Source organism: Metabacillus idriensis, assembly GCF_009674765.1.
Taxonomy (GTDB): Bacteria; Bacillota; Bacilli; order Bacillales; family Bacillaceae; genus Bacillus_P; species Bacillus_P idriensis.
Genome location: NZ_WKKF01000006.1, coordinates 54,988 through 74,210, shown reverse-complemented (window position 1 = coordinate 74,210; position 19,223 = coordinate 54,988). Strand labels below are relative to the sequence as shown.

Annotated in this window: 18 protein-coding genes; 2 read left to right on the top strand and 16 right to left on the bottom strand. The window is 41.6% G+C overall.

Translation table 11 applies throughout. From position 1 onward, the window contains the following. Positions 1 to 105 precede the first annotated feature (105 nt). Both recU and GJU41_RS17415 read left to right on the top strand, forming a co-directional pair. The gene (recU, locus tag GJU41_RS17420) at positions 106 to 705 is read left to right on the top strand and encodes a Holliday junction resolvase RecU (protein ID WP_318184239.1); all 600 of its coding nucleotides are present in this window, start codon (positions 106 to 108) and stop codon (positions 703 to 705) included. Positions 706 to 744: 39 nt separating this feature from the next. Then, positions 745 to 3,432, top strand: a complete 2,688-nt coding sequence (locus tag GJU41_RS17415; protein WP_154319167.1) for a PBP1A family penicillin-binding protein — start codon at positions 745 to 747, stop codon at positions 3,430 to 3,432. Between the two features lie 140 nt (positions 3,433 to 3,572). On the opposite strand, the gene GJU41_RS17410 is transcribed toward GJU41_RS17415, so the two are convergent. From GJU41_RS17410 to mgsA, 16 genes are all read right to left on the bottom strand, one after another. Further along, the gene (locus GJU41_RS17410) at positions 3,573 to 4,103 is read right to left on the bottom strand and encodes a YpoC family protein (protein ID WP_154319166.1); all 531 of its coding nucleotides are present in this window, start codon (positions 4,101 to 4,103) and stop codon (positions 3,573 to 3,575) included. Further along, a complete protein-coding gene (gene nth / locus GJU41_RS17405; protein WP_154319165.1) occupies positions 4,087 to 4,758 on the bottom strand; it encodes an endonuclease III in 672 nt (223 codons plus the stop codon). Before nth ends, GJU41_RS17410 begins: the two co-directional genes overlap by 17 nt. 45 nt (positions 4,759 to 4,803) lie before the next feature. Beyond that, positions 4,804 to 5,508 carry a DnaD domain-containing protein gene (locus GJU41_RS17400; RefSeq protein WP_070878088.1) on the bottom strand — a complete coding sequence of 235 codons (705 nt, stop codon included), beginning with the start codon at positions 5,506 to 5,508 and terminating at the stop codon, positions 4,804 to 4,806. Between the two features lie 448 nt (positions 5,509 to 5,956). Then, positions 5,957 to 7,249: an asparagine--tRNA ligase gene (asnS, locus tag GJU41_RS17395; protein WP_170292820.1), complete on the bottom strand. Its 1,293-nt coding sequence runs from the start codon at positions 7,247 to 7,249 to the stop codon at positions 5,957 to 5,959. A 116-nt stretch (positions 7,250 to 7,365) separates the two neighbouring features. After that, positions 7,366 to 8,553, bottom strand: a complete 1,188-nt coding sequence (locus GJU41_RS17390; protein WP_070878091.1) for a pyridoxal phosphate-dependent aminotransferase — start codon at positions 8,551 to 8,553, stop codon at positions 7,366 to 7,368. A gap of 12 nt (positions 8,554 to 8,565) precedes the next feature. Next, entirely contained in the window at positions 8,566 to 9,057 is a 492-nt protein-coding gene (locus GJU41_RS17385; RefSeq protein WP_070878094.1) for a cell wall elongation regulator TseB-like domain-containing protein, read from the bottom strand. Positions 9,058 to 9,068: 11 nt separating this feature from the next. Then, positions 9,069 to 9,239 (bottom strand): YpmA family protein, encoded by a 171-nt coding sequence (locus GJU41_RS17380; protein WP_070878095.1) that lies wholly within the window; start codon positions 9,237 to 9,239, stop codon positions 9,069 to 9,071. Between the two features lie 232 nt (positions 9,240 to 9,471). Then, positions 9,472 to 12,288, bottom strand: coding sequence for an ATP-dependent DNA helicase DinG (dinG, locus tag GJU41_RS17375; protein WP_154319163.1), 2,817 nt, complete (start codon positions 12,286 to 12,288; stop codon positions 9,472 to 9,474). A gap of 94 nt (positions 12,289 to 12,382) precedes the next feature. Further along, on the bottom strand, positions 12,383 to 12,766 hold the full coding sequence (gene panD / locus GJU41_RS17370; RefSeq protein WP_070878099.1) for an aspartate 1-decarboxylase: 384 nt from the start codon (positions 12,764 to 12,766) through the stop codon (positions 12,383 to 12,385). A gap of 45 nt (positions 12,767 to 12,811) precedes the next feature. Next, the gene (gene panC / locus GJU41_RS17365; protein ID WP_154319162.1) at positions 12,812 to 13,660 is read right to left on the bottom strand and encodes a pantoate--beta-alanine ligase; all 849 of its coding nucleotides are present in this window, start codon (positions 13,658 to 13,660) and stop codon (positions 12,812 to 12,814) included. Beyond that, positions 13,657 to 14,499, bottom strand: coding sequence for a 3-methyl-2-oxobutanoate hydroxymethyltransferase (gene panB, locus GJU41_RS17360; protein ID WP_154319161.1), 843 nt, complete (start codon positions 14,497 to 14,499; stop codon positions 13,657 to 13,659). Before panB ends, panC begins: the two co-directional genes overlap by 4 nt. Before the next feature lie 278 nt (positions 14,500 to 14,777). After that, positions 14,778 to 15,761 (bottom strand): biotin--[acetyl-CoA-carboxylase] ligase, encoded by a 984-nt coding sequence (locus GJU41_RS17355; RefSeq protein ID WP_170292819.1) that lies wholly within the window; start codon positions 15,759 to 15,761, stop codon positions 14,778 to 14,780. Then, entirely contained in the window at positions 15,746 to 16,945 is a 1,200-nt protein-coding gene (locus tag GJU41_RS17350) for a CCA tRNA nucleotidyltransferase (RefSeq protein ID WP_154319160.1), read from the bottom strand. The genes GJU41_RS17355 and GJU41_RS17350 overlap by 16 nt, the downstream gene beginning before the upstream one ends. Further along, the gene (bshA, locus tag GJU41_RS17345; protein ID WP_154319159.1) at positions 16,938 to 18,083 is read right to left on the bottom strand and encodes an N-acetyl-alpha-D-glucosaminyl L-malate synthase BshA; all 1,146 of its coding nucleotides are present in this window, start codon (positions 18,081 to 18,083) and stop codon (positions 16,938 to 16,940) included. Before bshA ends, GJU41_RS17350 begins: the two co-directional genes overlap by 8 nt. Continuing rightward, the gene (gene bshB1 / locus GJU41_RS17340; RefSeq protein ID WP_224771118.1) at positions 18,080 to 18,820 is read right to left on the bottom strand and encodes a bacillithiol biosynthesis deacetylase BshB1; all 741 of its coding nucleotides are present in this window, start codon (positions 18,818 to 18,820) and stop codon (positions 18,080 to 18,082) included. Before bshB1 ends, bshA begins: the two co-directional genes overlap by 4 nt. Further along, positions 18,783 to 19,211 carry a methylglyoxal synthase gene (mgsA, locus tag GJU41_RS17335; protein ID WP_070878112.1) on the bottom strand — a complete coding sequence of 143 codons (429 nt, stop codon included), beginning with the start codon at positions 19,209 to 19,211 and terminating at the stop codon, positions 18,783 to 18,785. Before mgsA ends, bshB1 begins: the two co-directional genes overlap by 38 nt. Positions 19,212 to 19,223: the final 12 nt, after the last annotated feature.

The following is a 19,223-nucleotide window of genomic DNA, read 5'->3' as shown; positions in this document are numbered from 1 at the left end:
AAGTACACATAAAGCAGCGTTAACAAAATCGAAACTTTTTCACCATGTCTTTTTCATTTTTTTTGATATGATAAGTAGTAGTTTTACCTGAGGAGGGAAGAAATGATTTTTCGTTATCCTAACGGAAAAACGTATAACCCGAGTACTGCTCCGCCTAAACAGCGCCAGCCGAAAGAAACCTACAGCAACAGAGGGATGACGCTTGAGGAAGATTTGAACGAAACGAATCAATATTATTTAGACAGAGGCATCGCTGTCATCCATAAAAAACCGACCCCTGTTCAAATTGTAAATGTGGATTTCCCTAAACGGAGTGCAGCCGTTATCCGAGAAGCTTATTTCAAGCAGTCATCTACAACAGACTATAATGGTGTTTATAAAGGAAAGTATATTGACTTTGAAGCCAAAGAAACGCAAAGCAGAACATCCTTTCCGCTTCAAAACTTCCATGAACATCAAGTCAGGCATATGAAGATGGTGCTTGAGCAGGGCGGACTGTCATTCGTCATTCTTTCTGCCTTCCAATCATTTTATCTGATGGAAGCTGCCATTCTTCTTGAATTTTGGGAGAGGAAAGAAAACGGCGGAAGAAAGTCGATCACAAAAAAAGAAATTGAATTAACATCCCACCCCATTCCGCTTGGCTATCAGCCTAGAATTGATTATATTAATGTATTGGAAAAACTGTATTTTCTATCATCCTGAGCGAAGCGGATTTTGTAAAATGAAAGGTTGGAAAAAGCAATGTCAGATCAATATAAAAGCCGTGAAGAACGCAGAAAAGCCTTATCTCAAACAAGTAAAACCAAGAATAAAAAACCAAATAAACCAGAGCGCGGATCTCTCTTTAAACGCATCCTGTTCATATTGGTTTCCATCGGTCTGATCGGACTGATAGCAGGCGGAGTTACTTTTGCAGTAATTGCTGCGGGCGCCCCGAAGCTTGATGAGAAAAAATTAAAGGATTCTTACTCTTCTACAATCTATGATAAAGAAGGCAATGAAATATCAGAAGTAGGAGCCCAAAAACGAACCTATATTTCTTATAATGATATTCCCAAAAAATTAGAAGAAGCCGTCCTTGCAACAGAGGATGCCCGTTTTTACGAGCACAGCGGCGTAGATGTCATCCGTCTCGGCGGAGCTGTAGTAGCGAACGTCACACAGGGTTTCGGCTCACAGGGCGGAAGTACAATCACACAGCAGGTTATTAAAAATTCCTTTTTCACACATGAAAAAACAATCACTAGAAAAATACAGGAGCTTTGGCTCGCTTTTCAACTAGAGCAGAAATATTCGAAGCATGAAATCCTTGAAATGTACTTAAATAAAATCTATTACCACCCTCAATACTATGGTGTTGGGAAAGCAGCTGAAGGATTCTACGGCAAAGAGTTAAAGGATCTTGAACTGCATGAAGCAGCAATGCTTGCAGGCATTCCGCAAAGCCCTACAAATTTTGATCCGAGAAAAAATCCGGAATCAGCTGAAAAAAGACGCAATATCGTTCTCAACTTAATGGTAAAGCAAGGGTTCATTACTGAACAAGAAGCAGAAGAAGCTAAGAAAGTGCCTGTACAGTCAACGGTCGTTCCAGAGAGAGAAAAATCGAATCCTTACAGCGCATATGTAGAGCAAGTCATTGAAGAAGTAAAAGATAAAACAGACATTGATGCAAGTTCAGCAGGTGCAAAAATCTATACAACTATTGATACAGATGCCCAAAAATATGTTGAAGAATTGCTGAATGGAAGTGAGATCGGCTATCCTGATGACAACTTCCAGGCTGGGGTAACCCTCATTGATACAGAAACAGGCGAAATCCGCGCAATCGGCGGAGGCCGCAATCAGAATGTCGGGGACTTCAACTATGCAATTGATACAAGAAGACAGCCCGGTTCAACGATTAAGCCTGTTCTGGATTACGGTCCGGCAATCGAATACTTAAAATGGTCAACGTACGAACAAATTAAAGACGAACCTTACACTTACTCAAATGGCGTCAAAATCAATAACTTTGACAGAGGATATAAAGGACAAATGTCGATCCGTGATGCCCTCGCACAATCACGTAATATTCCTGCACTAAAAGCTATGCAGGAGGTCGGTGTTGATAAAGCGCGCGATTTTGCATCAGGTCTTGGCATTCCGCTTGAAGAAGAAATACCGGAAGCCTATTCTATTGGCGGTTTTGATACCGGTGTCTCCCCTCTTCATATGGCGGGAGCATTTGCTGCATTCGGAAATAACGGGATCTATACAGAGCCTCACGCTGTAACGAAAGTTGTTCTAAGCGATGGCACAGAAATCGACCTCTCTCCTGAGCCTGAAACTGCCATGAGTGATTATACAGCTTACATGACAACTGATATGATGATCTCTGTTGTTGAAGAAGGCACAGGTACAGCTGCACGGGTACCTGGTGTTACAGTAGCAGGAAAAACTGGAACAACGAACTTCTCTGAAGAAGACAAAGCAAGATACAACGTTCCTGCAGGCGGTGCAAAAGACAGCTGGTTTGTAGGCTACACTCCTGAGTATTCAGCAGCCGTATGGACTGGATATATGAAAAACGATGAAAAAATGCACTTAACAAAAACAGATCAGCAGCTTGCAAAAAAAATCTTTAAAGAAGTGATCTCAGAAGTTTCAAGCGGTGATGGCAAAGACTTTAAAAAGCCGAATTCCGTTGTGAAAATAACGGTTGAAGATGGTTCAAATCCTCCGAAGCTTGCAAGCAAATTTACTCCTGACAGCAAAAAAATCAGCGAGTACTTTGTAAAAGGAACGGAGCCTACAAAAGTTTCTGAGCAATATAAACGACTTGCGAAGCCATCCGGCTTTAAAGTGGATTATGATCAAACAAGCAATCAGATTACACTCAGCTGGGACTATAAAGATGACTTAAAAGACGCTGTATCCTTTGAGATCAGCCAATCTGTCGATGACGGTCCAGCACAAGTCATCAATAATACGAAAGATACCAGCATGGTGATTCCAAATGCTGTTGCCGGTTCAACGTATAAATTCTACGTAACCGCAGTAAGTGACGATGACGGCTCAAACCGCAGTGATTCTGCAGCAGCTGTTTTAAAAGTTCCTGAGGCAGTTATTGAAGAGCCTGTTGAACCAGAAGAACCGCCTGCTGAAGAACCAGGTGAAGATCCTGGTGAAGGTGAATTGCCTCCTCTAGAGGAGCTTCCTGGTGAAGGTGAACTGCCTCCTGGTGAAGAACCTCCTGCCGATGGTGATGATGAGGGCGACGACGACGGCGAAGGGCAGCCTGGTGAAGGTGAAAACCCAGAAGAACCAAGCACCCCGATTGTTCCAGTTCCTCCAACAAATCCTCCTGGCAATGGGAATGGAAATAATGGGAACGGAAATGGAAATGGCGGAAATGACGATGGTGATGGAAGTTCAGATGGAGATTAATGATACGATCCCCTCTGCTTAGGCAGAGGGGTTTTTTATGATCCTCGGTTTCCTGCTTCTGGATAAATGGGAGTGTCGTAATTATTTTTGCAGTAGTTTTTTACATAAAAACGCAAGGATCAAAAAATGATCCTTGCGTTTTATTTATTTCGGCTGCTCATAGCCCTTTTTTTATGATATTGTTTAACTGTTTCTTCAATAAGCTGATCGAGCTGAATAAAGGAATGATATTGTTCCGGTTTTAAAAGGACATACATCAGTCTTTCAGACGGGTTGAACGGCTTTGCCGCAAAAGCTGTGAAATCAGACGGCTCTAAATCTAGATGAAGGACTGGAGTTTCATTGCTCCAATGAATCATACAGATCAAAATGGAGATCCCTTTAACCATTTCTGCTTTATCAGCTTTCCTTGTATTTGAAGAGATACCGCTTTTGATTGTCTCCTTAATTGACTGCCATTCATCAATTAGAATTGGGATACTTAATTCAGGATTTTTCCAAGGATGAAAATCAATGGGCACATTCGCTTTAAAGCAAATATCAAAATAAAAGGGATTTGCTTTGATCATTTCTTCCGCAGTTGCCGCAGAATTCAGCGGTATCGTTAATTCATCCTTGCGAAAGAACGGCTCAACCTTAAAGGAACCTGGCAGATTAATTAATCGCTGCATTCCGCACCGTTCCCTTTTTCATTCTTTTTTGTCCTTCACGGCACATGTGAAGCAGCGGGCATTCCGTGCATTTTGGCGCCTGCGCTTTACAGTGGTATCTTCCAAAAAAGATGAGGCGATGATGAGTAAGCGACCATTCTTCCATCGGCACTTTCCGCATGAGTGTTTTTTCCACTTCCATTACGGAGTCTTTCCATTTGCATATAGCAAGTCTCTTGCTGACTCTCTCAACATGTGTATCAACTGCAATAGCAGGAACTCCAAAAGCAACAGACACAACGACATTGGCTGTTTTGCGGCCAACACCTGGAAGCTTTGTCAGCTCGTCCCTGTCCTTAGGCACAACTCCCCCATATTCTTGGGTAAGAAGGGTGCACAGTTTTTGGATGTTCTTAGCTTTATTGCGGTATAAACCAATCGATCTGATATCATTTTGCAGTTCTTCAATCGGTACAGCTAAATAATCCTCAGGCGTTTTGTATTTTTCAAAAAGCTGTTTCGTTACTTTATTGACCAGGACATCTGTACACTGTGCAGACAAGGCCACTGCGATGACAAGTTCAAAAGGGTTGCTGTGATTCAGCTCACAATGTGCATCAGGAAAGAGCTCACCGATTGTATCAAGAGCTTCTCTGATTTGTTTCATATTCAGCATGCGATCACCTGTTTAGTTATTGTTTGTATAAATCTCATGAAAAAATTAACTTTCCAGCCAGTTATAAAACGGCACTTTTCGTTTATATTCTTCATCTGATTGATTTTGCTTTTGGGGCTGGGATTGATGCTGCCGGAATCGTTTGCCGTAATTGCGCGCCTGATCGATTGTCCGGATCCCGTTTTTCTTCCACTCAAATAAAATTCTGTCGATATACCTGAAGTTTAGTTTACCGGATATGACGGCTTCTTTCAAAGCTGCTTTTATGATAATCGGATCATGATAATCCTGATCCATCCAAATTGAAAGTGTTTCAACTTCAAACGGTGAAAGAGGCCTTCCGAATTCACTTTCAAATACAGGATACAAATTCACGTTTTCCTGCTGCTGTTTTTCTTCTGTTTTTTTCTCATCTTTCATCAGCATAAATTCATATATTTTGCCCCAAAGAGGTTTCAGAGAGTACCGTTCGTATTTGATGGAAGCTTGCTCATATTCCTCAATGTCTAAAAATCCTCTTTGCAGCAAGCTTCTGAGAAGGGATGTACATGAAGATACAGAAATGGACATGTTACTTGATAATTCACTTGGAGTAGGAAACTGATTTCCATTTTGAAGATGGAGATTGACTTGAAGAAGCAAAACAAGCTCCTCTTCTTTAATTCCGATTTGATGATAATGCATAATTAATGCTGCAGGAACAGATAGCGATCCCTGCTCTTGCATGTTAACAAATTGCTCTTTATTCATAACGAGTCACCTCACCTAAAATAGTATAACATGTCTCAGCAGAAAAACGGTGATGGACTTTCATGGAAAAGCGATACCGGCTGTTCAGCTCCATTTATAAAAATAAGCAAATTTAAACCCGTTACTGCGAACCTTTAAACAAAAATGGTGCTGTCCAGAAGTGTGTCTTAGCATATGTTGTGGTTTGAATTATATATATTGCTCGTTCCTTTCCGCTGCAGTCACTTGCTTTCCGCGGTCCGGCTGGGAGCCTCCTCGGTCTCCCATTTCCCTCTATTTTCCCGCAGGAGTCAAGTGCCTTTCGCTACAATCCACTTAGAATTTTTATCATTTAGTCTAAAAACAACAAAGTTTACGAAAAGAACCTACAGAAAAAAGCAGGCAGGAAATAACATTGTTTTTCCTGCCTGCTTTATTTTAGGGACTTATCGGACAGCCCCATTTATTATTATGGATATAATCTGTTAAGCAAACGAGGGAACGGAATGGATTCGCGTACGTGTTCTACGCCGCTGATCCAGGCAACTGTGCGCTCAAGGCCAAGGCCGAATCCTGAATGCGGAACTGATCCGAATTCACGCAGCTGCAGGTACCACTGATATGCTTCTGGTGATAGATCGTGCTCTTTAATGCGCTGTTTTAGAAGTTCGTGATCGTGAATACGCTGTGATCCGCCAATGATTTCCCCGTAGCCTTCTGGTGCGATTAAATCTGCACAGAGCACGACGTCATCGCGGTCAGGAGCAGGCTGCATGTAGAAAGGCTTAATGCCTGTCGGGTAATGAGTAATGAATACCGGTTTTTCAAAGCTTTCTGCGATAGCTGTTTCGTGCGGTGCACCGAAATCATCGCCCCATTTAATGTCATCAAATCCTTTTTCATTCAAGAATTTAATGGCGTCGTCATAGGAGATTCTTGGGAAAGGCGCCTTGATTTGTTCAAGTTTAGCGGTATCACGTCCAAGTGTAGTCAATTCAAGCTTACAGTTTTCAAGAACGCTTTGGACGATATAAGAAACATAATTCTCCTGTACAACCAGGTTGTCTTCGAATTCATAAAAGGCCATCTCAGGCTCGATCATCCAAAATTCGATCAAGTGGCGTCTTGTTTTTGATTTTTCAGCGCGGAACGTCGGACCGAATGAGAAAACCTTTCCAAGTGCCATTGCTGCAGCTTCCATGTAAAGCTGACCGCTTTGAGACAGATAAGCATCTTCATCGAAATATTTAGTTGCAAAAAGCTCTGAAGTCCCTTCAGGAGCGCTGCCTGTTAAAATCGGCGGATCTACTTTTGAGAAGCCTTCTTTATTGAAGAACTCATACGTTGCACGGATGATTTCATTTCTGATTTTCATCACAGCGTGCTGACGCTTGGACCTGAGCCATAAATGACGGTGATCCATTAAAAATTCTGTGCCGTGTTCTTTTGGCGTAATTGGATAGTTTACAGATTCATGAATGACTTCAATGCCTGTCACCCCAAGCTCATATCCAAACGGAGAACGCTCGTCCACTCTTACAACACCTGTTACATAGATGGAAGATTCCTGGGTGATTGATTTTGCTGTTTGGAATACTTCTTCAGCTACTTCTGCTTTTACGACTACGCCTTGGATGAAGCCAGTGCCGTCCCGCAATTGCAAAAAGGCAATTTTTCCGCTGGAACGTTTATTTGCAATCCAAGCCCCAATTGTTACTTCTTTATCTACAAATTTGCTTACTTCTTTAATTGTTGTTTTCACGTAATTGTTCCCTCCAAAAACCGGATCATAATATATGTACGTAATTGCTATTATACATTTGTTGCAAGCTTCGTTCAAACATAAATGTGAGCCGTCAAATGACGGCTCATCTTTTATTAATGAACACTGTTATCTTTTACAAATCGGTCAATTCTGACTAAAGCTTCTTCAAGTGTATCAAGAGAAGTTGCATAGGAAAGTCTTACGTTGTCAGGAGCCCCAAAGCCAGAGCCTGGGACAATCGCCACTTTTTCTTTTTCAAGCAATGCTTCTACAAAGTCATCTACATTTGCAAACCCTGTATTTTCTGCCGCCTGCTTTGCATTAGGGAAGAGATAAAAAGCTCCCTGTGGCTTTAAACAAGTAATTCCAGGAATTGAAACAAGCTTGTCATAAATAATGTTCAGGCGTTCTTCAAATGCTGTTCTCATCTCTTCCACCGGCTCCTGTGAACCTGCATATGCTGCGATTGATGCATATTGGGCAATGGATGTCGGATTAGATGTGCTGTGGCTTGCAAGATTTGTCATAGCTTTAATGATTTGCTCATTTCCGGCAGCATATCCAATTCTCCATCCTGTCATTGAATGAGATTTTGAAACACCGTTAATGATGATTGTCTGCTGCTTTAATTCCTCAGAAATCTCGGCAATAGATACATGAGAATGTTCGCCGTAAATCAGCTTTTCATAAATTTCATCTGAAACAATCAGCACATTATGCTGGATACAGATGCTTCCCAGCTCTTCAAGCTCTTCTTTCGTGTAAAGCATTCCGGTTGGATTGCTTGGAGAGTTGATGATGACGGCCTTCGTATTGTCAGTGATCGCAGCTTTTAGCTGATCAGGAGTCATTTTAAACTGATTTTCTTCCAGGGCGTTTACATATACCGGCACTCCATCTGCAAGCTTCACTTGTTCAGGATAGCTTACCCAATATGGAGATGGAATGATCACTTCGTCTCCTTTATTGAGAAGGACTTGAAAAAGTGTGTAGAGAGCATGCTTTGCACCTGTGCAGACGATAATTTCACCAGGTTTGTACGAAAGGTTTTGATCCTTCTGAAACTTGCCGATGATTTCTTTTTTCAGCTCTGCAAGTCCGCCTGCAGGCGTATATTTTGTCTGTCCCGCATTCATTGAATGAACAGCAGCATCAATAATATGCTGAGGTGTATTAAAATCAGGTTCTCCTGCTCCAAGTCCAATTACATCATGTCCGGCTGCTTTCAGCTCTTTTGCTTTTGCTGTGATCGCTAAAGTGGATGAAGGTGTTAATGCAGATACTCTATCGGCTAATTTCATGTATGTGTCCCCCTATTTTTTAATGGCAATATGCTTTCTAATTTCACCATTGCTGAAATTGATTAAATCATATGTATAACGATTTTGATCGTCAATATATTTTACTTCCCAAAGCGGTACATTCTTTTCCATTCCAAGCTTGACGCTTATCACTTTTACAGGATTCTGTTGTGCTTTTACAATTTCCAGCGCCTTTTTTTCAGTTATGCCATCTGAGGCAAGCTTCAGCACAGGCTTTTCCTTCTTGTTCTCAGGAACCCATACGTAAACAGCTTTATTGGACTTATTCAGGCCTGTTATCACGTAAAACTGTTTAAGACCATTAAACGTTTCAACACTTTCGGCATTTTTCAGGTCTGTTTCTTTTAATGCACGGTCAATCGCTTCTTCATGACCATCGTTTTTTTGAGCCATCGCTGAATGATAAACGTTTAAAAAAACTCCAAGTGATACAAGCAGAAAAACGGCGGCAGCACTTGCTGTGATTACTATTTTTTTCCCCATGTTTTAAATCCCTACGTTCTGTAAATCGTAAATACGGCTTTATTTTTATCATCCTGATCAAGCGCCAGACCAAACATCAGATTTTCTCTCTTCAGTGTCCGATTTAAGCCATCGACAATTTTATAGAGGTCATCTGAATGTTCTACGGTTACGGTTGATAAAATTTCGATTTTACTTTCCATGACCTATTCCTCCTATGCAAAACAAAAATTGTAACTTATATGTCAGCCGCAAAGGGCAACAATAACAAATACAGACAACAAGATGTTGTTTTATGTACCCATTATAACAGTATCATTATCAATAAGTGAAAATAAATTTTCTCCTACCCACACCATTGCCTGTGCTGCTCACACAGGCTTTTTTTTATGTGATTCATATTGCATAATATACAATTTTATCGGCCTGATAATGCTATTCCGTGTCGGTGGCGGGCTCCTTATGATTCCAGCGGAGAATTTCATCATGAAGCTTCTCCATCGGCTCCACATGGACATCTATCGGCGGCAGGGATGCAATAAAGTGCCTGCCGTACTTTGCTTCTATAATCCGTTTGTCAAACACAAAGAGAAGTCCTTTATCCCTTTCTGTCCTTACTAGTCTGCCAAAGCCCTGTTTGAACTTAAGGATCGCTTCAGGAAGTGAATAATGATAAAAGGCATTCTTCCCCTGCTTTGTGATCTGTTCGCATTTTGCTGCAACGACTGGATCATCCGGCGGGGAAAACGGAAGTCTGACGATTATCAGCGTTGTCAGTTCATCACCGGGAAAATCCATCCCTTCCCAAAAAGTGCTCGTTCCGAGGAGAATAGCCTGATCAAATTGCCGGAAATTTTTCGTCAGCTTTGAAATGCTTCCGCCTCCTTGACCCATAATCATAAAATCTTCCAGTTCTGAATCAGCCTTTAACAGCTGATGTGTTTTTTTCAGCATATCGTAGGCAGTAAACAATACCAGCAGTTTGCCTTTTGTTGCCTTGGCAATCGCTGAAACATTTTTAGCAATAGCTGCCGTATATTCATCAAGCGTCACATGCTGCACGGCTGGAAAATCTGAAGGGATCATTAACTTCGCCTGTTCTTTATAGACAAATGGCGATTTGATCATCAGCGTTTTTGGATAATAATCTGTCAGACCAAGTTCTCTGATCATATAATCGAAAGAATGATCGACAGTCAAGGTAGCTGATGTAAGGATCACGCTTTTCATCTCTGCAAAAAACCCATCTGCTAATTGCTCTGATACAGAAACGGGCTGTGAATAGACACTGACAGCGTTTTTCGCTCCGCGTGATTCAATTTCAATCCATTTGACAGCATCTTTCTTTTCCTTGAAAAAAAGTGTGTCCAAATCCTGATATGCAGCGGCAAATTTATCAAGAACGGCAAAATATTCATATAGAATAAAGGATTCTTCTTCATTTTTTATCTTGTGAAAATCTTCTTTTTGTTTATTCATGATTGTCATCAAATCGTGGAGCTGGAATTTCACTCTGGCTGCAACCTCTAAAATAGCCAGCCATTTTCTGCTCTGTTTTTGATTGTGTTTAAAACGATGAGTGATCCTGTTAGTTTGTACATCTTTTTCATTTTGAAGGACATAGCTGTGCAGGGTGCTGAACAGCACTCCATTATCTTCAAAGAGCTGTTTTATTATGACATCCATTTCAATAAAGGCATCATTTAATCCATTAATCGAAAAAAGATGCTGTGTTCTTCTAAGCAAACCGTCTGTATAAAGGTTTCCAAGCTGATTGGTTAATGCCTGCAAGGTTAAATAGTGCATCCTTGTGCCTAAATGTTCGCAGGCGATACGCTCAAAATGATGTGCTTCATCAATAATCACTTCTTCTATATCATCAAGAAAATCACTTGAGGACGAAATACTTGATAGCAAAAGAGAATGATTTGTTATGACAACATCCGCTTGTTTGGCGTTTTCATATGCTCTTTTGTAAAAGCAGCGCGACAGCCAGGGGTTTTTAGCAGAGTTTGATGATTTTTCATCATAATGCAGCCTTTGCCAGAGCAATTTCCCGCCAGACGGCAAATTCAATTCATCAAAATCCCCAGTCTCTGTTTCGGTCAGCCATATTAAGAGCTGTGCTTTCGTTAAAATATTATCGTAATTATAGTCATCTTCATTTAAATATTTTTCAAATTTACGCAAGCATAGATAATGGGATTTTCCTTTAAGAACCGCCATATGAAACGGCTGGTTGACGGCTTTTCTGAGCATCGGAAATTCTTTTGCCATGACCTGCTGCTGCAGAGCGGTTGTATATGTACTGACTAATATACTTTTTTTCTCAGACATTGCATAGAAAATGACAGGGATTAAATAAGCAAGTGTTTTGCCTGTTCCTGTACCAGCTTCTATTAAAGCATGCTGATGCGACCCAAAGGACTCATGTATTTCATTCATCATTTTCACTTGTTCTGTACGCATTTCATATTGCTCAAATTGCCCCGCAATTGGTCCATCGCTGCTCATCAGCCGAGTTGAAAAGGTCTCAAAATTCTCTGATATCCGGCTGTTCTGATCATCATGAATAACATTAGATTGTTTTCTTATTGCGATTGAACGAAAGACTTCTATGTGTTCAGGTTCTTTAAGATCAAGCAGTCTCTCAGATATGATATCCTCCAGAACATCTTCAATATCGCTTATAAACGAGCGTGATAAACGCTTCAGAGCTTGAAGGGTGACCGGAGGCAGACATGCTGCTTTTTTGAATATATGAATAAAAAGTTCCCCTGTCACTTCAGCGTCGCTGTCGGCACGATGGGGATTGTCATGCTTGATGTTCAGCTCTTCGCACAGCTCTGACAATTTATAGCTGTCTGCTCCAGGAAAAACAATTCTTGAGAGCTCGACTGTGTCAAGTACAGGACCGGTAAATCTCTGCATTCCGCTGCGTTCGAGTTCTTCTTGTATAAAGGAAAGATCAAAATGAACGTTATGCGCCACGAAATAAGCATCACTTAAAAGAGACGAAACCTTTTCAGCGATAACTTCAAAAGGGGCTGCATCCTTTACCATCTCATTTGAAATACCGGTTAATTGCTCAATAAAAAGCGGTATAGGCTTCAGCGGATTGACAAAGCTTGAAAAACGCTCTGCCACCTTGCCGTTTTCAATCACCACGGCTGCAAGCTGAATGATCCTATCCCCTTTTTTTGGAGAATTTCCAGTTGTTTCAACATCTATTACCACAAATCTTTGTTTCATTTTGATACACCTCAATTAATCGAAAAACCAATAACGTTATTTTACCACTTATAAAGCAAAATCCCCCAAACAATCGGGGGATTTTTTAAAAATTTTATAGAATGGTTGCTGCAGGCTCCTGGCCGAGAAGTTCGGCAATCTGATTTTTTTCATTCATGATGGCCACTTTAGGTTCATGATCACGGACCTTTTCTTCCGCTACCATTGCATACGAAATGATAATAACAACGTCATCTTCCTGTACAAGTCTTGCTGCAGCGCCGTTCAGGCACACAACGCCAGACCCGCGCGGACCAGGAATGATGTATGTTTCAAACCTGGCACCGTTGTTGTTGTTGACGATTTGCACTTTTTCATTAGGAAGCATATCAACTGCATCCAGAATATCTTCATCTATTGTGATGCTGCCGACATAATTCAAGTTTGCTTCTGTAACTCTTGCACGGTGAATTTTCCCCTTCATCATTGTACGATACATTATGATCTCCTCCACTGCTGTTCTCTATATAAATTTCATTCTTTTTCAATTTAATTCGATTGTTATATTATCAATCAGCCTTGCTTTTGTAAACTTGACAGCAACGGCGAGAATCAAGTTCCCCTTCAATTCAGCCAAGGTCTCAAGTTCAGGATAGGAATAGATCTCCACATAGTCAATTACGCCATCTGTATGAGCCGACAGATAGGATGACACTGATTTGGTAACGGCCGCCGGGGATTTTTCCCCTTTCATCATCATATCTTTTCCTGCCTGCAGGGCTTTATAAAGATGCGGGGCCTGCTTCCTTTCTTCTTCTGATAAATAAACGTTGCGGGAGCTTTTTGCAAGTCCGTCTTCTTCCCTTACAGTCTGAACGGGAACGAGCTGGACAGGGAAATGAAAGTCTGAAATAAGTCCGCTGATAACCGCCACCTGCTGTGCATCCTTCATTCCGAAATATGCGCGGTCAGGCCCGACCAGATTAAAAAGCTTAGATAACACTGTTGCTACACCATCAAAGTGGCCAGCTCTTGATTTTCCGCATAAAACATCCGTCCGCTTCTCCACTCTGACTGTAACGGAAGGCTCGTTTTTGTACATTTCATTAACTGATGGAGCAAAGATATAATCTGCACCCGCCTCTTTGGCAAGACGTGTGTCCCTCTCCATGTTTCTCGGATAGGAATCAAAATCTTCATTTTCTCCAAATTGAAGAGGATTGACGAATATGCTGATAATCAGGATATCATTCTGTCTTCTTGCCTCATGCATTAATTTCAGATGTCCTTCATGAAGAAACCCCATTGTCGGAACAAAGCCAATCGTCTGCTGTGAGTTTTTATGCTCTTTCATAGTCTGCTGCAGTTCTTTTAATGCTGTAATGATTTTCATTTGGCTTGAGTTCCTCCATATAGAGACTGAAGTTCCTCATCTTTCATCGTAAAGGTATGTTTTTGCTCAGGAAATTGTCTGCTCTTTACTTCTTGTACGTATTCATTCAAAGAAGTTTTAATTTGTCCGCCGATGTTCGTGTACTGCTTTACAAATTTAGGCACACGGTTCACACCGTATCCGAGAACGTCATGGTAAACAAGCACTTGTCCATCTGTTTCGGATCCTGCACCGATTCCTATGACAGGAATGGTTAATCTATTTGAAATTTCTGAAGCGAGCTGTCTTGGCACACATTCAAGCACTAAAGCGATTGCTCCCGCTTCCTCGCACTGTTTTGCGTCATGCATTAATTTTTTTGCACTTTCAGCATCTTTTGCCTGCACTTTATAACCGCCAAGTACACCGACTGACTGCGGAGTCAGCCCTAAATGGGCAACAACAGGCACCCCCGCCGCTGTAAGCGCTTCAATAATTGGGAGCACATCATCAGCACCCTCAACCTTTACAGCATGTGCGCCGCTTTGCTGCATAATTTCAGCTGCATTTTTTAAAGATTGCTCTTTTGAAAAGTGATAAGACATAAACGGCATGTCTGTCACAATGAAAGTAGAAGGCGCTCCTCTTTTGACAGCCTTTGTGTGATGAATCATATCACTGACTGTAACCGGCACCGTAGAATCATAGCCGAGTACAACCATGCCAAGGGAATCACCGACTAAAATCATATCCACGCCAGACTCTTCTGCAAGCTTAGCTGAAGGATAATCGTATGCGGTAAGCATCACAATCGGTTCATGCTGCTGCTTCATTTTCATAAAATCCAATCTTGTTTTCATTTTTTCCCCTCCCATTAATTGCAGAGGAATTTCATAACCGAAAAGACATGAAAAAACCTTCTTCAAATAGGAAGAAGGATTATACTCATCGTATCCAGCCGGCTTTTCATCCCTCTGTCCCAGTCCGCATTCCGGATCAAGGCAGAACTTTTATTCAAATATGTGATAAAACTAAGTGCAGGTGCAGTTCCAATTAAGGATACTACCCGCCTAGAATTATAACAGAAAATAAAAGGGGATACCAATTTATTAGGCACTAGATAAAAGGAATTTTACGATTAAGTCTGAATTTCGATATCTGCAGAATAAATTTTTTCAATTTTGCCTTCAGCTGTTTCAAGAAGCAGCACACCTTCATCATCAATTCCGATCGCACGCCCGCGAATGGTGCCCTGAAGGGTTCTTGCAATAAGATTTTTATTCAGGCTGATGGCATAGCTTTCCCACAGCAGCTTTACAGGTTTAAATCCATGAATCAAATAGCTGGTATAGAGCTTTTCGAAATTCTTCATGATGGCCTGAATGACCTGAGCCCTGTCAGCCGGTTCTCCTGTTTCCTCAGCAATCGAGGTAGCAATTGCCTGCAGCTCTTCAGGGAATTGATCCAGAGTGTGATTGACATTCATTCCGACTCCGATGATGACAGAATGGACTCTGTCTGCTTCTGCCTGAAGTTCCGTCAAAATGCCGACAATCTTTTTGCCATTTATCATAATATCATTCGGCCACTTGATTTCCGGTGTAAGTCCTGTCACTTCTTCAATCGCCTGGATAAGAGCGACAGCAGTCAGCAGTGTAAGCTGCGGTGTTTTGTTAATCGGAATCTTCGGTCTGAGAATCATGCTCATCCAAATGCCTGTCTGCTTTGGAGAGTACCACGCCCGAGCGAGTCTGCCTCTTCCGCCTGTCTGCTGATCCGCTACGACAATTGTTCCTTCCTCCGCTCCATCCCCCGCTAATGAGTGGGCAATTTTTTGTGTGGATGAAACAACCTCTTCAAAATGAATATGACGGCCCATAAATTCTGTCTTCAGTCCAAGCTGAATTTCATTGCCGCTGATTTTATCAGGTTTATGAGTGATTCTGTAGCCGCGCTTTCTCACAGCTTCAAGCTCATACCCTTCGCTTCTTAAATCTTCAATATGCTTCCAGACTGCTGTTCTTGAGCAGCCAAGAGTTTCACTTAGTTTCTGGCCGGATAGAAATTCCCCTTCAGCTTCTGAAAAAGCCTGCAACAATCGTGTTCTTAAACCAGATTGCACGATGCTAACATCTCCTTAATAGCTTCCTTGCTGTTTTCGACTTCATCGTTCACAACGGCGAGCTCAATCTTTTTAAGTAATTCGCCCATCCACGGGCCTGGCTTTTGACTGCTGATCTTCATCAGGTCAGCTCCGCCAATCGCGAGTTCATTTTTAGAGTGAATCGGCAGACTCTGGTAAAGTGCATTTAGCTCTGCCGTTCTCTCGCAGGACAGCGCTTTCCCTTTTATTAGGCAATAAACAGCTTCTACTTCAAGGGTGCAATGCAAGCCTGCCTCGTAAATGGAGAGCCTTGTCCATTCACTCTTCTTGCGTTTTTGCAAATATAAACTATTTTTAGCGATCAGCTCAATTTGACGATTTGAAAGCTTCCAGCGTCTTAAAAATGTTTCAATGCTGCTTATTTCCAAAACATCCAGCAATGCTGTCCAGCGTTCTTCGGTTAAAGACAAGCTGTTAATTGGCAGGGTACATGCCTTCAGCAGCTGCTGTTTTTTTCCTTCTAAACCAGGAAGGTAATCAATGATGCCTGTTTCTGCAACGAGTTTCAAAGCTTGCCCGCTTCCGTCTCCAGCCATGATTTTTTCAAACTCTGCCGTCTTTCGCTCGACAGATATTTTTTCAAGCAGATGCGTTTTCTCACAGATTGCCTCATACGTATCTCTGCTTAAAGAGAAGCCAAGCTGGCTGACAAAACGGACCGCTCTCATCATTCTCAGTGCATCTTCAGAAAAGCGCTCATGCGGACTGCCGACAGTCGTAATCAGCTTTGCTTCAGCATGTTCTTTCCCTTGAAAATAATCAATGATTCTTCCTTCATCATCCATAGCCATCGCATTTACAGTAAAATCCCGTCTTTTCAAATCTTCCTTCAGGGAAGAAACAAATGTGACCCCGCTTGGTCTGCGATTGTCTTCATATGCAGACTCCGTTCTGAAGGTCGTTATTTCATAATGGATGCCGCCAACAATCACAATCATTGTCCCGTGCAGAGATCCAATATCAATTGTTTTTTCAAAAAGAGCTTTCACTTGTTCCGGCGCTGCAGAAGATGCGATATCTACATCTTTAATTTCCTTTTTAAGCAGCTGATCCCTTACAGAACCGCCTACAAAATAGGCTTCAAAACCATGTTCTTTTAACCTTCGGATCACCGGAAGCGCGTCTTGAAATTCTTTATTCATCACGCTCACCAGAATTCAGCAATCCGTAGTAAAGGTCCTCGTACTGCTTCACGATGAGGCTTGAATGAAATTCTTCCTGTGCAATTCTTACAGACTCAGATGACATTCGTTCGTAGAGCTGTTTGTCCATTAATATCGAGCTTGTTTTTTCGGCAATATCTTTAATATCCCCTACATCACATAAGAAACCTGAAATACCATCTTTAATTACTTCAGGAATGCCGCCGATGTTTGTAGCTACACACGGCACACCGCAAGCCATTGCCTCAAGAAGAACCAGACCGAAGCTTTCCTTCTCAGATAATAGCAGTTTCAAATCACTGATCGAATATAACTCTTCCAAGTGATTTTGCTTCCCAAGAAATAAGACGTTTTCTTTAATTCCAAGTTCTTTGACCAATTTACACACTGATGTCATTTCAGGACCGTCGCCTACAAGCAGAAGCTTTGATTTGACTTTGTCTAAAACACGCGCAAAAACACGGACTACATCCTGAACACGCTTCACTTGCCGGAAATTCGAAACATGAATGATGACCTTTTCGTCTTCTGAAATTCCGTATTCGCTTTTCAAATGAGCTGCATCCTGTTTTTGATAAATGCGTTCATCGATAAAATTATAGACCGTCTGAATTTCTTTATCCGGATTCAGCAGATCATAGGTTTGATCAGCAAGAGCTTTTGAAACCGCTGTAACAGAATCAGAAGCTTCTATGCCAAACTTGATCATATTTGAAAGAGATAAATCATGTCCCAAAACCGTTATATCCGTTCCGTGCAGAGTGGTGACAATTTTCAGATGATCGCCTGTCATTTGTTTGGCCAAGTGCGCGCAAATCGCATGAGGCACAGCGTAGTGGACATGAAACAGGTCAAGTTCTTCACGCTTCGCGACCTCGGCCATTTTACTAGCAAGGGCAAGGTCATATGGCGGATGTTTAAAGACAGAATACTGATTGACTTCTACTTCATGGAAAAAAATATTGTGATACATTTTGTTTAACCGGAAGGGTCTGCTTGTTGTGACAAAATGAATCTCATGTCCCTTTTCAGCAAGCTTTTTCCCAAGCTCCGTTGCTACCACACCTGAACCGCCGACTGTAGGATAGCAGGTTATGCCTATTTTTAATTTCTTCATAATCTTTCCCCTATTAAATCTTTGTCGAGAAGAATCGGGGATTTTGTTAAAAATCCCTCCGCATACTTAACGCCTGCCTCTTTGCCGAATAAGCGCTCTCGGCTCTCTACGCTTTCTATGTATCCATTAATTAAAGGCGTGATTAACGAAGAATCACTTTTAATAAATTGACTTTCATACGCTCTTAAACTAGAGAGTTTTTTATCCATTGTATCTGTTATATCGACCACAAAATCCGGCTTATGGTACCCATTGATCATGTAATAATATAAGCGGTTTACACGATGAGGGGGAAAGCCGCCGGGGTCGCTCACTTTTTTTACTCCAGCTGAAAAACTCGCTTCTTCCACCAATTTCGCGCAATTTCCGTGATCGGGATGACGGTCTTCATACCAGGGTGCAAACACAAGCTGAGGCTTGTATTCCCGGATGACTGATACAATCTTTTCAATATATTGTTCTTTTAAGTATAATCCTCTGTCTGGCAGATTGAGAAAAATACGTTTATGTATGCCGAGTATACTGGATGCACGTTCTGCTTCTTCCTGCCTGAGTTCTACAGTACCGTTGGATGATAGCTCTGCTTCTGTTAAATCGCAAATGCCAATTTTGAAGCCCTGCTCTGCGTATTTTGCAAGAGTTCCTCCCATTCCGATTTCGGCATCATCAGGATGAGCTCCAAATGCAAGAATATCAAGCTTATTCTTTTCCATAGTCGTCATCGATTTCTTTGTCATTTACAATTGATCTCCATTTCAAATCACCGCGTTCAAGTCCGTGGATTAGGATTTCAGCAGTTCCCATGTTTGTCGCAAGCGGAACGGCATAAACATCACATAATCGGATAAGGGCTGTAACATCTGGCTCATGCGGCTGCGCTGTAAGCGGATCCCTGAAAAAGATGACCATATCCATTGCATTGTTTGCGATGCACGCTCCAATTTCCTGATCCCCGCCAAGAGGTCCTGATTGAAAACGGTGAATACTAAGTCCTGTAGCTTCAGATACTTTAAAACCGGTCGTTCCTGTTGCATACAGCTTGTGCTTCTCAAGAATCCCTTTGTAAGCAAGCGTAAATTGAATTAAATCATTTTTCTTCTTATCGTGAGCTATGAGTGCAATATTCATCAGACATTCCCC

Bases quoted from the DNA above. Each gene is read 5' to 3' on its own strand.
- GJU41_RS17415 (WP_154319167.1), top strand. From the start codon at position 745: ATGTCAGATCAATATAAAAGCCGTGAAGAACGCAGAAAAGCCTTATCT.
- GJU41_RS17410 (WP_154319166.1), bottom strand. From the start codon at position 4,103: ATGCAGCGATTAATTAATCTGCCAGGTTCCTTTAAGGTTGAGCCGTTC.
- nth (WP_154319165.1), bottom strand. From the start codon at position 4,758: ATGCTGAATATGAAACAAATCAGAGAAGCTCTTGATACAATCGGTGAG.
- GJU41_RS17400 (WP_070878088.1), bottom strand. From the start codon at position 5,508: ATGAATAAAGAGCAATTTGTTAACATGCAAGAGCAGGGATCGCTATCT.
- GJU41_RS17390 (WP_070878091.1), bottom strand. From the start codon at position 8,553: ATGAAATTAGCCGATAGAGTATCTGCATTAACACCTTCATCCACTTTA.
- GJU41_RS17385 (WP_070878094.1), bottom strand. From the start codon at position 9,057: ATGGGGAAAAAAATAGTAATCACAGCAAGTGCTGCCGCCGTTTTTCTG.
- GJU41_RS17380 (WP_070878095.1), bottom strand. From the start codon at position 9,239: ATGGAAAGTAAAATCGAAATTTTATCAACCGTAACCGTAGAACATTCA.
- dinG (WP_154319163.1), bottom strand. From the start codon at position 12,288: ATGAAACAAAGATTTGTGGTAATAGATGTTGAAACAACTGGAAATTCT.
- panD (WP_070878099.1), bottom strand. From the start codon at position 12,766: ATGTATCGTACAATGATGAAGGGGAAAATTCACCGTGCAAGAGTTACA.
- panC (WP_154319162.1), bottom strand. From the start codon at position 13,660: ATGAAAATCATTACAGCATTAAAAGAACTGCAGCAGACTATGAAAGAG.
- panB (WP_154319161.1), bottom strand. From the start codon at position 14,499: ATGAAAACAAGATTGGATTTTATGAAAATGAAGCAGCAGCATGAACCG.
- GJU41_RS17350 (WP_154319160.1), bottom strand. From the start codon at position 16,945: ATGAATAAAGAATTTCAAGACGCGCTTCCGGTGATCCGAAGGTTAAAA.
- bshA (WP_154319159.1), bottom strand. From the start codon at position 18,083: ATGAAGAAATTAAAAATAGGCATAACCTGCTATCCTACAGTCGGCGGT.
- bshB1 (WP_224771118.1), bottom strand. From the start codon at position 18,820: ATGACAAAGAAATCGATGACGACTATGGAAAAGAATAAGCTTGATATT.
- mgsA (WP_070878112.1), bottom strand. From the start codon at position 19,211: ATGAATATTGCACTCATAGCTCACGATAAGAAGAAAAATGATTTAATT.